The following is a 12,599-nucleotide window of genomic DNA, read 5'->3' as shown; positions in this document are numbered from 1 at the left end:
ATTGCCGCCGACCCCACTTTATCTTCCATTCGAGTGCCGGGGTCAGGGCACAACGTCTCAGATACCGCGCGCATACATGAGAATGCGTTGGAAGGAAAGAGAAACCGCATCCGGTGGCTGGATCATGCTGAGACTGGCAATGGCTTTCCTTATGAGCTCAATTTTCAGGTCAAAACTTGAAACTGAGCGTGGCGAAACACAGCGTTTCATTCCGGTCAGACGGTAAAAACTCGCAAGAGAGCTTTCATCGCTAACATATGAAAAATCGAATGCAATTGTAAAAATAACAAGGCTGTATAAGCTTTTACGAATAAGCCCGCGGTCGAAATGACGGAAACGCGCCAAGGGGGGTAACTATCTCATAACCGTCCGCCGACCGAATACCTTGGCGTTTGCAAATAGCGAACAGAAGGGCAATCGAATGGCACAAACAAAGAAGATGCTGGATCCGGACCCCCGGATTTACGACTTCGAAACGGAATATGAGCTGGGGCAGGACAACGTTCGGCCATTTGGTCTGGATATTCACAACCCGGTTTTTCTGATCTCGAGTATTTTGATCTTTGCGTTCGTTCTGATCGCATTGGCCAACCAAGAGGCTGCGGCCTCGTTCTTCGGCTGGCTCCGGCCCTGGCTGACCAGTACATTTGACTGGTTCCTGGTTCTTTCGGTTGACGCGATCACCCTGTTCTGTCTGGTGTTGATTGTTTTGCCCGTTGGTAAAGTACGGATCGGCGGCAAAGACGCCAAGCCTGACTATTCCTATGCCGGATGGATCGCGATGATGTTCGCCGCCGGTATTGGTATCGGTCTGCTGTTCTTTGGCGTGATGGAGCCGGTCTACTATAACTTTGCCGAAGGCGGGAATGCGCGGCCCTTGGGCATTGATATTGCGGTTCCGGGCAATGAATATATCGGCATCGTCGGCACAATCCATCACTGGGGGCTGGAAGGCTGGGCAGTCTATGCCGCTGTGGGCCTGAGTCTTGCAATCTTTGCCTACAACCTGAATCTGCCGCTGACCCTGCGGTCGGCCTTTTATCCGATCCTTGGCGAACGTGTCTGGGGCTGGTGGGGCCATATCATCGACACGCTTGCGGTGTTTGCGACGTTGTTCGGCCTGACGACTTCTTTGGGTCTTGGGGCGCAACAGGTTGCGGCAGGGCTGAACGAGGTGTTCGGCATCGAACCCAGCCCAACCGTGACCGTCCTACTGATCATCGGCATCACGCTGATCGCGCTGGGATCAGTCCTGATGGGCATGGATGCAGGCGTGAAACGGCTGAGCGAGATCAACATGATCATGGCTGTGGGCCTGTTCCTTTTCGTGATTGTTGTCACTGGCGTTGGCACAGCCATCGCGCGGTATTTCAACGTGATGGTGGATTACGTGACGCACCTTCCGGCGCTGTCGAACCCGTTCGGGCGAGAAGACACCAGCTATTTCCACGGCTGGACGACGTTCTACTGGGCCTGGTGGATCGCATGGTCACCGTTTGTCGGCATGTTCATCGCCCGTATCTCGAAGGGTCGCACGGTGCGTGAGTTCATCCTCTGCGCGCTGCTGGCCCCCACAGCGGTCTGTGCCCTGTGGATGTCGACCTTTGGCGGTGCGGCCATCGACATGCTGAACGCAGGCGGAGCCGAAGGCGTCCACGCCACAGTGATCGCAGACTACGTCCCCGAAGGTGCGCTGTTCGGTTTCCTGAAGGAATTGCCGCTCTACGGCATCGTCGCGCCGATCGCGTTGATCCTGATCGTTGTGTTCTTTGTCACCTCGTCCGACTCGGGCTCGCTGGTGATCGACACGATCACGGCAGGCGGCAAGATGGATGCGCCAGTTGTACAGCGCGTATTCTGGTGCACGTTGGAAGGTCTGGTCGCCATCGCCCTGCTGCTTGGGGGTGGGTTGTCCGCCCTGCAAGGCGCAGCGGTGTCAACGGGGATACCGTTCACGCTGGTGGTTCTGATGATGTGCTACTGCCTGTGGCTGGCGCTGAAATCGGAAAAGGCGAAGATGTAAATACGACCGCTATGAAAATTGAAAACGCCCACCAGACGGTGGGCGTTTTTTGATCCGGTATTAAAACTTGCCGTTGTCATGCGCCATTTCAGACGGGATGGGTGAGACAACATCCCAATGCTCAACAATTTTCCCGTCCTCTACGCGCCACAGATCAAAGAAGGCCCATGGCTCACCGCCCATGATGGCATCGGTGGCCACGAAGACGAAATTGCCCTCAGCTACGGCGAACTGAGGCTCGAACTTAGTGATCACCATGCCTTGCGCGGCGAAAGCGTCGATCGCGGCCATCAATCCGGCCAGACCATCCTCAATCGAAGGATTGTGCTGCATATAGACCTCTGGGTCCATGTAGGTTGTGACGTTCTCTGGCGCGGCACCGCCCAGCACATCACGCACAAAGCCCAGCACCAGCGCCTTGTTTTCTTGGGTTTTGTCGAGGTCGGTAATTTCAACCGGCCCGTCCGTCATGCCACGCCCTGACGCAGTGGTTTCGGGGATGGGTTGCAGATTGTCCCAGTGTTCGACAACCTTTCCATCTTCCACGCGGAAGATATCAAAGGCCGCAAGCGAAGAGGCTCCACCGCGTCGGCATTGTCATAAGTGTTGTGCAGCACAACCATGTCGCCTTCGGCAATCACACGGTGGGTTGTGGCAGTCATGCCGGATTGTCCAACCAATGGGATCAGCCCCATCAGCCCTTCAGCGCCGGTCGGAACCTGCGGATTGTGCTGGATGTAATCGGCGCTCACCATCTGGCGCGCGGCTTCCGGGTCGTGATCGATAAAAGCGGCTGAGAACAGGGCGAGGACAAGCTCTTTAGGGGTCATGGTCATATCCTGATGATTCGAGTTGTGCTGATAGTAAGTATTAAAAGCGCACCACATTTCAATTACGCACTAAAAAGTCACAAGGTTACTCCTAGGATACTCCATTAAAAAACATAGCCTTGCGATTATTTCGGGAGGTTCTATTGTTGTTATAAGTTACTAAACCGCACCAGAGGTCCTCATGCTCCCCATTGGCGTCAACAGCAAGGCCGAAGCGTCCAACTGCTCGATCCGTTCAGTTCTGTCCAACGTCACAGGCAAATGGCGGATGATCATCATTTTGGCCCTTGAGGATGAGCCGAAACGGTTTGGAGAGCTCAAACGCTGTATTGGCGACGTGACGCAACGTGTGTTGACCGAAAACCTGAGAGGGTTGCAACGGGATGGGTATCTGACTCGCACTGTCGATCCCGGCCCGCCTGTTGCGGTTTCTTATGCGCTGACACCTTTGGGTCGCGACCTGTTGGAGTTGCTCAAGCCGCTTGTTTATTGGTCACACGAACAAATGGATCAGGTCAAATCCGCGCGCATGGAATATGAACGGGCCCACCCAGATTGAGGGCACCTGACTCCCAGCTGGTTGACCTGCACAAAAAAAACGCCCGCCAAAGTGACGGGCGTCTGAAATCTGCAAGCGATGCGATCCGAACTTAGCGGCGGATGCCCAGCTTTTTGATCAGGTCCTGGTAACGCGCTTCTTCTTTGCCCTTCAGGTAGTCCAGCAGCTTACGGCGCTGGGCGACCATTTTCAGCAGACCGCGACGACCGTGGTTGTCTTTTTTGTGGGTCTTGAAGTGCTCGGTCAGGGTGTTGATGCGCGAGGTCAGGATGGCAACCTGTACTTCAGGCGAACCGGTGTCGCCTTCTTTGGTTGCGAATTCTTGCATGACGCGTGCTTTTTCAGCGGCAGTGATCGACATCGGGGTCTCCTTTAAAGGTTAGAGTTAATGGCGCAGGCCGGGATGTCGTCCAGCGCAGGCCCATGGAGAAAACCGCACCGATTCCGATGCGGATGGGCGCGTATAAGCGGATTTTTATCAAATGGCAAAGGGAATCTGCGGGGTCAGACCATCTGCCCATACTGTTCCAGTTGGGCTTCGGTGATCAGTTGGATATCGGCTGCCGTCATCCCTTCGGCACCATAAACCTGAGCCACTTCCTGACCGTCAATGATCACCCGAGTAAGATTTGAATCTTCAGCGTCAGGTTCCACGGCTATTTCAGGCTCGGATTCGTTCTCCCAAGTGACAAGCAACTTATCCTCACCCGGCTGGAACCCCATGACGGTAATATCGTCTTCACCTTGTCCCACCACAATGTCATCGGCCCCCTGACCACCCGTCACGACGTCACCGCTGCCGGCAACAAGAGTGTCATTGCCGGCACCGCCATTCAGGAAATCTTGCTCGGCTGCACCCTCTTCGATGCCGAATACAAAATCGTCCCCGTCGCCGCCAAAGATCGCATCCTCGCCTGCATCTCCGGTCAGGACATCATCCCCAAATCCGCCCTGTAGCGCGTCGTCACCGTCGCCGCCTGCCAATGTATCGTCGCCCTGCCCACCATAGAGCTCATCTTCGCCCTCGCCTCCGTCCAGAGTGTCGTCGCCGAAATGCCCGAACAGAGCGTCATTGCCCGTGTCCCCAAACAGCAGGTCATCATCCGCTTCGCCATGCAGGACATCGTTGTCCCGCCCGCCATAGATGGTATCTATCCCGTCGCCGCCATGCAGGACGTCGTCCCCCTGGCCCCCGTGGATCGTATCTTCACCGCCATAGCCGTTGATCTGATCCACACCGTCCCCTCCGGTGATGATGTCCGGGCCGTCTTCTCCGGCAATCACCAAATCGCCTTCGAATTCGGAAAGGACGATACCGGTGGACAGGGGTTCGACCTCGGTTTCGACGTGGTCTTCGACGTTTTCGCCGATTTCCAGAAATTCCCCGGTTTCGGCTTCGGTCGGCGGCTCATCTTCGGGAACGTCTTCTGACGTGTCCTCGTCTTCGATCAGCATGTCGCTCATCGCGTAGGCTGCACCGCCAATGGCGGCCAGTCCGATCAATCCGGCCAGAAACATGACACTCCTCCGATAGCAGAATGCTCCGAGGATGAGTGTTTCATGCCGGGGACAGCGGCGTCAAAGACAAGCCGTTGAAATGGTTAATACTTTATCACCACTGCTCGGGTCGCTGAGTGTATGCGATGTAAAGGGGGTGCTTTGGGTGGCCGTCTTTGGTCAAACCCAGATGGAACAGGGGTTGACCCGTCTGACGCAACAGCTGTTCAACTGCCAGGCCACGGTCCAGATGTGCGCCGTGGGTGCCCCAGGCGGCGATGACCTGATCGGCCCATGCGACGCCGTCCAGAATAGCTTTGTCATTCGCAGGCCCGACCGGCTCGGCGGCAGCGCGCATCTTGCGCGGGTCGGTGTCGCGCCAGGCAAAGATGTTGGTCACCTGAAACGCGCCAAACCCCAAGGCCCGCGCACGCCGTTCGCAGCGCTCCACCGTGGGGTCATTCTGCACCTCGGTCGCGGTCGAAGGGTTCAGCATCACGAACAAAGCTTTGCGGCCTGCCGGATCCCATACGCGGGTCAGGCTATAGCGATAGTGCTCGCAATCGGAATAGACGGCGGTTGAGGGCGCATCGCCCTTGGTATGCGTTCGGGTGATCATGCCAACCGCCTAGCACGTGTTTCAGGAAACGAACACCCGGCTGGGATGCAGCTCGCCTGATTTGTAGACACCCACAGCCACCGCTTTACCATCCAGCGAGGCCCAGGCTTCATCGCCGTATTCGACGTCTGATGCCAGCACCATGCCGGGATTGCCGTTGCGCAGGCGAGTGGCACCCTCAGGGGTGCATTTCAATTCGGGCAGGTCCGACAGGCCGGTTTCCAGCGGGTGCAGATACGCGTCCAGTGCAGTGGTCTTGGCCATCTCGTCGATTTGTTCGACGGTCAGGCCATCTTCGGCCTCAAACGGGCCGGACCAGATGCGGCGCAGCTCCCTAACGTGTCCGTGGCATCCCAATGCCTCACCCAGATCGCGCGCGATTGAGCGGACATAGCCCCCTTTGCCGCAGGTCATTTCCAACACCACGTGGTCTTCATCGGGGCGGTCGACAAGGATCAGTTCCTCGACCCAAAGGGGTCGGGCGGTCAGTTCTACATCCTCGCCATCGCGCGCCAGTTTATAAGCGCGCTGGCCGTCGATCTTCACCGCAGAGAACTTTGGCGGAACCTGCATGATGTCGCCCAGAAACGGGGTCAGCGCCTGTTTGATGTCCTCATCCGATGGGCGCGCATCGCTGCTTGCGATCACTTCACCCTCGGCATCGTCGGTGTTGGTGGCTTGACCCAAACGCACGGTGAACGTGTAAGCTTTCAGCGCATCGGTTATGTAGGGAACGGTCTTTGTCGCCTCACCCAAGGCCACGGCCAGAACGCCGGTTGCTTCGGGGTCCAGTGTGCCCGCATGGCCCGCCTTTTTGGCATCCATCGCCCAACGCACCTTGTTGACCACCGACGTAGAGGTCATGCCCGCAGGCTTGTCCACAACCAGCCAACCGGAAATGTCGCGACCCTTGCGTTTGCGTCCCATCTTGCACCTTGCCTTTTGCTGAGGCGCGCGGGTTAACGGATCACACCCGCCCTGTCAATTTGCAGGCATGTCCTCAACTACACCCACAATCGGTCCCAACGAGAATCCCAGATCCGAGCGATTGCCTGCCCGGTCATACATCCGTGAGATATTGCCATCCAGAAACAGCGCGTTTGGGGTGTTCAGAACATCGCGAAACAGGCTGCCGAATTCGTGGAAGGTGACATAATCTTCAGAAATGGCGAAAACCGCCCGCGTGCCATCAGCGCTTGTGCCAACGCCGTTGCGGATATAGCGCGAGGTCGAATCAGGCAGAAAGCGCGGGTGCAGTCCGCCGTCGATCACCAGCATTGGGCCGGATTGGGTGGCAAAGCGGCAGGTGGGGGCCTGGTCGACGAAATCCAGCGTCTCGAACACATCGGCGCGCCCGTCACGGATGCAGAAAACGCCATTGGGCAGCAGGCCGAAATTGCCGGGGCCGGGGTTCGGGATCACCCGCATCTTCTCCTGCCCATCCTCGACATAATGGCCGACGGGCGAGCGGTCGTCGTGATACATGCCGGCGTTCATTGCAAAGGCCAGCCGTTTGCCCTCGGGTTCAAGTGTCTCGTTAACCGATGAGAAATGCCCCAACACTTCGCCGTCTTCACCCTTCAGAAACAGGCGCAGATCTGCTGCAGTCGCATCGACCTCGCAGACGGTGTAGCGCAGATCCTCATGAGTCACCTTTTCGCAGGTCACCGCAGAGGCTTGCGCGGCCCATAAAGCCGCGCCCAAAATGGTCAGTGCCCGGATCACTCGTCCAGATCGCGGCGCACCGCGTCCTGCTGGAACATGCGGCGGGTGTCGTCCAGACGGTCAAACGTGTCATCCAGACGGAACCGCAGATCGGGCGAGAACTTCAGGTTCAGTTTCTTGCCGATCACGCGTCGTAATTCGCCTTTATTGCGGGCCAGCAGGTCGATCACGTCCTCTTGCCCTTTGCCGCCCAGAGGCAGCACATAGGCGGTGGCGATTTTGAGATCGGGTGAGGTACGGACCTCACCCACGGTGATTGACATGCGGTTCAGGTCAGGGTCGTGGACATCTCCGCGCGCCAGAACTTCGGACAGGGTGCGACGGATCAGTTCGCCGACACGCAGCTGTCGTTGGGACGGGCCGGGGCCATCGTGGAATTTGTTCTTTGCCATATCTCCGATCTAAGCCCAAAGCGGGGCTTTGCCAAGCGGGCGCGAACGGGGTAGGAGGCTTTGAGCCGACTTAGCGAAAAGGACCAGCGCAATGACCCATATTCCGGGGATCGTTATCACAGGAGCTTCGGGCCGTATGGGGCAGATGCTGATCAAGACTGTCACTGACAGCGAACAGGCGCGTTTGGTTGGTGTGGTGGAACGTAAGGGCCATGACTGGATCGGTCAGGATGTGGGCACGGCCATGGGTGGTCAGGCGCTGGGCGTCACCGTCACCGATGACCCGCTAGAGGCGTTTGCGCAAGCGCAGGCGGTGATCGATTTCACCGCGCCCGAAGCGACTTTGGAATTTGCCGCTCTGGCTGCGCAGGCGCGCTGTGTTCATGTCATCGGCACCACGGGCATGTCCGACGAACAAATCGCGGCACTTGAACCGGCATCACGCCACGCCGTGATCGTGCGGGCGGGCAATATGAGCCTTGGTGTAAACCTGCTGGTGCAACTGACAAAGAAAGTCGCTGCCGCATTGGATGAAGATTTCGATATCGAGATCATCGAAGGCCACCACCACCACAAGGTCGACGCGCCCTCGGGCACAGCGTTGATGCTGGGTGAGGCGGCCGCGGAAGGGCGCGGCGTCAATCTGGCGGATGTGTCTGATCGAGGCCGTGATGGCATCACCGGTGCGCGCAAGCGGGGTGATATCGGCTTCCACGCCATTCGCGGCGGCGATATCGTTGGTGAACATGATGTGCTGTTCGCTGCCCCTGGAGAACGCATCGTCCTGCGCCATTTGGCCTCGGACCGCGCGATCTTTGCCCGCGGCGCGCTGAAGGCGGCGCTGTGGGGGCAGGGCAAAGCGCCGGGTCAGTATGACATGGTGGATGTGCTGGGTTTGTAGGCCCTTAGACGGATCGCCTTAAGGCGCTAAGGTCAGATCATGCGGATCCTGAAATCGCGTGTGGCAATCGGATTGTTGTTGGCAGTGTTCTATCTGACGCTGCTGCCGTTTGTGCTGCATGGCTTTGGTATGATCAGCATTGGGCTGTCGCATGATGCGCCTGCGCAAAGCTATTTGTTTGCAGACGGTCAGAGCGTCGGCAACGCGGCGATGATTCTACATATCTTTGCCGGAACGGTGTTGGTAACACTGGTGCCGCTGCAACTGGTCCGCGCCCTTCGGCAACGCTTCAACTGGTTTCACCGCGCCTTGGGTGTTGTGCTGATTGCGCTGGCTCTGATCACCGGGCTGGCCGGGATGACCTATATTCCCCTGCGTGGAACAATCGGTGGTCCAGTCATGACTGCCGGCTTTTTCCTGTATGGCCTGTGCCTGTTTGCCTCGGCGCTGATGTTGGCGCGCATGGCGCTCAGCAATGATCGCGCGGGGCACTGGGCCTGGGGGCTGCGGCTGTTCTGGCTGGCGCTGGGATCATGGCTTTACCGGGTGCATTACACGCTGTGGTATCTGCTGACCGGCGGATTGGGGTCAGAGCCCGACTTCTCGGGCCCTTTCGATCTGGTTCAGAACTTTGCGTTCTTTGTGCCCTATTTGCTGGCCGCGCAGATCTGGATCATGCGCAAACGGTCAGAGCATCAAGGGGCTTTGGTTACAGGTCCTTGATCCTGTCTTCGCGCAATGGGCAGGCCAGGTACACACCGAACTCTTTCCCGATATCAGCGCTGACTCGTGCGTGAACCGCACCCTGTCGGTCTAGGAATCTTTGGTCATCTTCGACCGGGAATATCCCCTCGTGCCAGATGCCCGGATGGATATAGAGGCCACGCGAGCCGTCGCACCAGAACGCCACCACCTTGTCGGGCGTCAGGTTGTCACCGGGCAGAGCGGCGGGGACAATGAAAGGCTTGTTGTCCAGAGGCCAAAACATCTGTCCGCCATCGGGGTGATAGTTCATGTGCCAGAGCAATACCTGATCACGGGGCGCGGTTTGCCGATCCGTCTGCGCGGTTTGCGGATCCGTGGACCAGCCAAGAACGTAATGCCCTTTGACGGCTTCGTTCTCGCCATACAGCACGTCGCCTCGCCAGTCACATTTGAACGTGCCTTCGACCCAGCCGCCTTCGTCGCCGGTGCCTTCGTCTATGGGGCGCCAACCTTGTTGCGGCCAGCGGACGATCTCGATTTCAAAGGTCTCGGGGTCATCGACCAGACAGCCATAGCCTTTGACCGTCTCTTCCGTTGCGCGGATCAGAGGAACTTTGTGCCAGGGTAGCGAGGGCTTGGAACTGGCCTCGAAGATGTATTCAGGTGCAGTCATGACGTGCCCAGATGTTTGTCGACCATGCGCTGCACAATGGGTGCAAAATGGGCGAAATCGGGAGTCTCCATATCCGCGCGTTTACCGGCCTCATCCAGATAGCGCACCTGAATGATCTCTTTCAGGTTTGGGTTGGATTCGAATGCGGTAACCTCTTCTTCGCTCATCGGGCCGCCCTGCAGTTCCAGCGTATGAACCGAGGCGGCAGACAAGCGCTGGAAATACTCGGGCTTGGTGGCGCAGAGATACCGCTTGGCCGCCACGTGATAGCGGCAGCAATCGGTGATGACCGAGGGGAAGAACTGCTCCAGCACCTCGGCCCCTGCATCCTCGTGATGGCGGTCTTCGGTATCGTCGGGATGGTAGGTTCCGAACTCGGAGGTGAAATGGCCAATGTCGTGCAACAACGCGCCGACGATGATTTCTTCAGGCTGGCCGTTCTGCTCGGCGATGGTGGCCCCTTGCAGCATGTGTTGGGCCATGGTGACGGGTTCGCCCAGATATTCCTCATCGCCGCGGCGCTCGAAAATATCACCGATGAAGGCTACGATATTGTCACGGTTCAACGTCGAGAAATCGGGTTTCATTCAGCGGCCTCCGGGTGCGTTATTTCCATCGCGGCGAGTGTGGACAGCAAGCCGTCCTTGTCAGCATAGCATCCCTGCAACCAGCGTGAGCCCGCGCCGGAATAGCCCAGCCGCGCGTGGAGCACGCGGGTGTTGTCGACGATAAAGCTTTCGCCCGGTTCCAGCTTGAACGACACGCCCATGGCCGGGTCATCGATTATCTCGCCCAACTGGCGATAGGCGGCGTAATAGGCCTCCATCTGGTCGAACGGGATATCGACGAACGGCGCAGTTGAGCGGTTGTTGAACCGGACGCCGATCAACTCTCCGTCCGGAGACAGTTCGATCATCGGACGGCGCGACTGCAGCCAAACCCCGTCTGAACCCTTGTATTCGAACCGCGCCGGGTAGTCGGCCAACAGGGCAAAGCCTTCGGGATTCTGCGCACGCAGCTTTTCGGCCGCGCGGAAACCATCGACCACGATCGAGTCTCCGCCTTCGGCAGAATTCTCAAGGCAATACAGGATTTGCAGCGTTGGCACCGGATCGCGATACGGGTTGTCGGTATGCGCCTGCAAGCCAAGCCCGGTATAGGCAAGGTTGGTCGGGTTCACCTCAGTCCGCACTTCGAAATAGGGTCCATAGTTCGTCTCGCGTACATAGCCGAACAAATCAGCCACTTTCAGCAGCGATTCAGGTTCGGTCGGGCCACCCGTTAACTTGGCAAACCCGAATTCCGCGACGGCTGCCAGCCAATCACGCTTGGCGGTCGGGCTGACGTGAACTTCATTCCAGTCGCCGCTGGGTGCATTGATGCCGCTTTCCCACGTGGTGATGCCCGGGGCGATGCGACCAAACGCGTTTTCCTGATCGCGGTCATAGATGTGGTCTGCCAACCATTCGGCGGGGAAGACCACGGTCTTTTCCTCGGGCTGGAACGTGATCTTCAGATCGCCAGAAACAACCTCGGCCGCGCTGATTGAGACGTCGGACGGAATGTCGCCGATCGTGATCAGGCGCTGACCGTTTCCGGGTGAGCGGGTCTCAGGATCAAGCGCGTTGTCGCGCAACCAGATCGCGTGAAAGCGGGCTTCGGCTCCGGTGTCGAATGCGACGGTCACGACCGAAGCGTCATAAGTGGCGGTGCGCAGCATTGGGGGGTCTCCTGTTCGGCGCGAGCTTTGGTTGAGCAGATACGCCGTTCATGGCATTACGACAATTAATCCTTATTTCGGCTGAGGCTTGGAAAAACTTATGGCTAAGAAAAAGATCGGACTGCCGCCGCTGGACTGGTTGCGCGTGTTCGAAGCTGCGGGGCGTTTGGGTGGATTCTCGGCTGCGGCCAAAGAGTTTGGTTTGACTCAGGCCGCTGTAAGCCAAAGGATCGGCAATCTCGAGGCGTGGCTGGGTCGGTCTTTGTTCGTGCGCGAAGCGCGGGGCGTGTCGCTGACGGTGGAAGGCGAGAGCTATTTGCCTTTGGTGCAAGACAGCTTGCAGGCGTTAGAGCGCAATACCGAGGATCTGTTCGGAAAGTCCCCACGAGAGCTGCGCGTCGCCGGATTGTCGTCCAACATTCACGCGCTTGTCCTGCCGGCCTTGCCAGCGTTTCAAAAACTGCGACCCGAGGTGCGGGTACTGACCGATTCAGGGGCACGCCGGTCGACCTTGGATGAAGAGCGGACCTGGCTGCAAATCCGATATGGCCGTGGCATGTGGGCCGGGCGCGATGCGGCCCTGATCGCGCATGAGGTTCTTGTGCCTATGGCGGCACCGGGAATCGAGTGGGGTGCGCCCTTGATCGATTTACGCGGAGAACGCCCCGGATGGCGGGAATGGGCCCAGAAATGCAATCAGGAGGATGCTCCGCCGTCCCAAATCAGTTTTGATTCGATGGAACACGCGATCTCGGCGGCGCGGCGCGGGCTGGGAGTGGCGCTGGGGTCGGTTCCTCTGGCTTTTGCCGACCTTCAAGAGGGCCGGTTGCGCAGAATGGGCCTGCCGGAATTGCAAACCAAAGACGGGTACTGGCTAACCTGGCCCGAAGATCGGGCGAAGTCCAAAAAACAACGCGCATTGATCGAAGACTTTTTACAGGCGCTGCGCGGCTGA

At 58.2% G+C, this 12,599-nt stretch carries 17 protein-coding genes; 5 read left to right on the top strand and 12 right to left on the bottom strand.

What is annotated here, in order from left to right; all coding sequences use genetic code 11:
- Nucleotides 1-57: 57 nt before the first annotated feature.
- Nucleotides 58-345: a hypothetical protein gene (locus GOV90_RS07380; RefSeq protein ID WP_171093251.1), complete on the bottom strand. Its 288-nt coding sequence runs from the start codon at nucleotides 343-345 to the stop codon at nucleotides 58-60.
- A 76-nt stretch (nucleotides 346-421) separates the two neighbouring features.
- On the opposite strand from GOV90_RS07380, the gene GOV90_RS07375 reads away from it, so the two are divergent.
- Nucleotides 422-2,023, top strand: a complete 1,602-nt coding sequence (locus tag GOV90_RS07375) for a BCCT family transporter (RefSeq protein WP_171093253.1) — start codon at nucleotides 422-424, stop codon at nucleotides 2,021-2,023.
- Between the two features lie 60 nt (nucleotides 2,024-2,083).
- Here the strand turns inward: GOV90_RS07375 and GOV90_RS21355 are convergent, their stop codons facing one another.
- Nucleotides 2,084-2,569 carry a nuclear transport factor 2 family protein gene (locus GOV90_RS21355; protein ID WP_371732497.1) on the bottom strand — a complete coding sequence of 162 codons (486 nt, stop codon included), beginning with the start codon at nucleotides 2,567-2,569 and terminating at the stop codon, nucleotides 2,084-2,086.
- A complete protein-coding gene (locus GOV90_RS21135; RefSeq protein WP_254429063.1) occupies nucleotides 2,491-2,853 on the bottom strand; it encodes a nuclear transport factor 2 family protein in 363 nt (120 codons plus the stop codon). Before GOV90_RS21135 ends, GOV90_RS21355 begins: the two co-directional genes overlap by 79 nt.
- A 181-nt stretch (nucleotides 2,854-3,034) precedes the next feature.
- On the opposite strand from GOV90_RS21135, the gene GOV90_RS07365 reads away from it, so the two are divergent.
- Nucleotides 3,035-3,412 (top strand): helix-turn-helix domain-containing protein, encoded by a 378-nt coding sequence (locus tag GOV90_RS07365; protein ID WP_171093255.1) that lies wholly within the window; start codon nucleotides 3,035-3,037, stop codon nucleotides 3,410-3,412.
- Between the two features lie 91 nt (nucleotides 3,413-3,503).
- On the opposite strand, the gene rpsO is transcribed toward GOV90_RS07365, so the two are convergent.
- From rpsO to rbfA, 6 genes are all read right to left on the bottom strand, one after another.
- Nucleotides 3,504-3,773 carry a 30S ribosomal protein S15 gene (rpsO, locus tag GOV90_RS07360; protein ID WP_170329634.1) on the bottom strand — a complete coding sequence of 90 codons (270 nt, stop codon included), beginning with the start codon at nucleotides 3,771-3,773 and terminating at the stop codon, nucleotides 3,504-3,506.
- Between the two features lie 143 nt (nucleotides 3,774-3,916).
- The gene (locus GOV90_RS07355) at nucleotides 3,917-4,930 is read right to left on the bottom strand and encodes a calcium-binding protein (protein ID WP_171093256.1); all 1,014 of its coding nucleotides are present in this window, start codon (nucleotides 4,928-4,930) and stop codon (nucleotides 3,917-3,919) included.
- A gap of 94 nt (nucleotides 4,931-5,024) precedes the next feature.
- Nucleotides 5,025-5,528 carry a DUF1643 domain-containing protein gene (locus GOV90_RS07350; protein ID WP_171093258.1) on the bottom strand — a complete coding sequence of 168 codons (504 nt, stop codon included), beginning with the start codon at nucleotides 5,526-5,528 and terminating at the stop codon, nucleotides 5,025-5,027.
- Between the two features lie 21 nt (nucleotides 5,529-5,549).
- On the bottom strand, nucleotides 5,550-6,455 hold the full coding sequence (gene truB, locus GOV90_RS07345; protein WP_171093260.1) for a tRNA pseudouridine(55) synthase TruB: 906 nt from the start codon (nucleotides 6,453-6,455) through the stop codon (nucleotides 5,550-5,552).
- Between the two features lie 54 nt (nucleotides 6,456-6,509).
- Nucleotides 6,510-7,253, bottom strand: coding sequence for a phosphodiester glycosidase family protein (locus GOV90_RS07340; RefSeq protein ID WP_171093262.1), 744 nt, complete (start codon nucleotides 7,251-7,253; stop codon nucleotides 6,510-6,512).
- On the bottom strand, nucleotides 7,250-7,645 hold the full coding sequence (gene rbfA / locus GOV90_RS07335; RefSeq protein WP_171093264.1) for a 30S ribosome-binding factor RbfA: 396 nt from the start codon (nucleotides 7,643-7,645) through the stop codon (nucleotides 7,250-7,252). Before rbfA ends, GOV90_RS07340 begins: the two co-directional genes overlap by 4 nt.
- Before the next feature lie 91 nt (nucleotides 7,646-7,736).
- Here rbfA and dapB point away from each other — a divergent pair, with 91 nt between their 5' ends.
- Complete coding sequence (gene dapB / locus GOV90_RS07330) at nucleotides 7,737-8,546, top strand: 4-hydroxy-tetrahydrodipicolinate reductase (protein ID WP_171093266.1); 810 nt, start codon at nucleotides 7,737-7,739, stop codon at nucleotides 8,544-8,546.
- A 39-nt stretch (nucleotides 8,547-8,585) separates the two neighbouring features.
- The gene (locus GOV90_RS07325; RefSeq protein WP_171093268.1) at nucleotides 8,586-9,269 is read left to right on the top strand and encodes a DUF2306 domain-containing protein; all 684 of its coding nucleotides are present in this window, start codon (nucleotides 8,586-8,588) and stop codon (nucleotides 9,267-9,269) included.
- Here GOV90_RS07325 and GOV90_RS07320 read toward each other — a convergent pair.
- The 3 genes from GOV90_RS07320 to GOV90_RS07310 are packed head-to-tail and all read right to left on the bottom strand — an operon-like array spanning nucleotide 9,256 to nucleotide 11,644.
- A complete protein-coding gene (locus GOV90_RS07320) occupies nucleotides 9,256-9,924 on the bottom strand; it encodes an ureidoglycolate lyase (protein ID WP_171093270.1) in 669 nt (222 codons plus the stop codon). The genes GOV90_RS07325 and GOV90_RS07320 overlap by 14 nt on opposite strands.
- The gene (locus GOV90_RS07315) at nucleotides 9,921-10,511 is read right to left on the bottom strand and encodes an HD domain-containing protein (protein WP_171093272.1); all 591 of its coding nucleotides are present in this window, start codon (nucleotides 10,509-10,511) and stop codon (nucleotides 9,921-9,923) included. Before GOV90_RS07315 ends, GOV90_RS07320 begins: the two co-directional genes overlap by 4 nt.
- Nucleotides 10,508-11,644 (bottom strand): TauD/TfdA family dioxygenase, encoded by a 1,137-nt coding sequence (locus GOV90_RS07310; RefSeq protein WP_171093274.1) that lies wholly within the window; start codon nucleotides 11,642-11,644, stop codon nucleotides 10,508-10,510. Before GOV90_RS07310 ends, GOV90_RS07315 begins: the two co-directional genes overlap by 4 nt.
- A gap of 100 nt (nucleotides 11,645-11,744) precedes the next feature.
- On the opposite strand from GOV90_RS07310, the gene GOV90_RS07305 reads away from it, so the two are divergent.
- Nucleotides 11,745-12,599 carry a LysR family transcriptional regulator gene (locus GOV90_RS07305; protein ID WP_171093277.1) on the top strand — a complete coding sequence of 285 codons (855 nt, stop codon included), beginning with the start codon at nucleotides 11,745-11,747 and terminating at the stop codon, nucleotides 12,597-12,599.

Origin of the sequence: Ruegeria sp. HKCCA5929 (assembly GCF_013034525.1) — a bacterium.
GTDB lineage: Bacteria > Pseudomonadota > Alphaproteobacteria > Rhodobacterales > Rhodobacteraceae > Ruegeria.
This window is presented reverse-complemented; position numbering and strand designations above follow the sequence as displayed.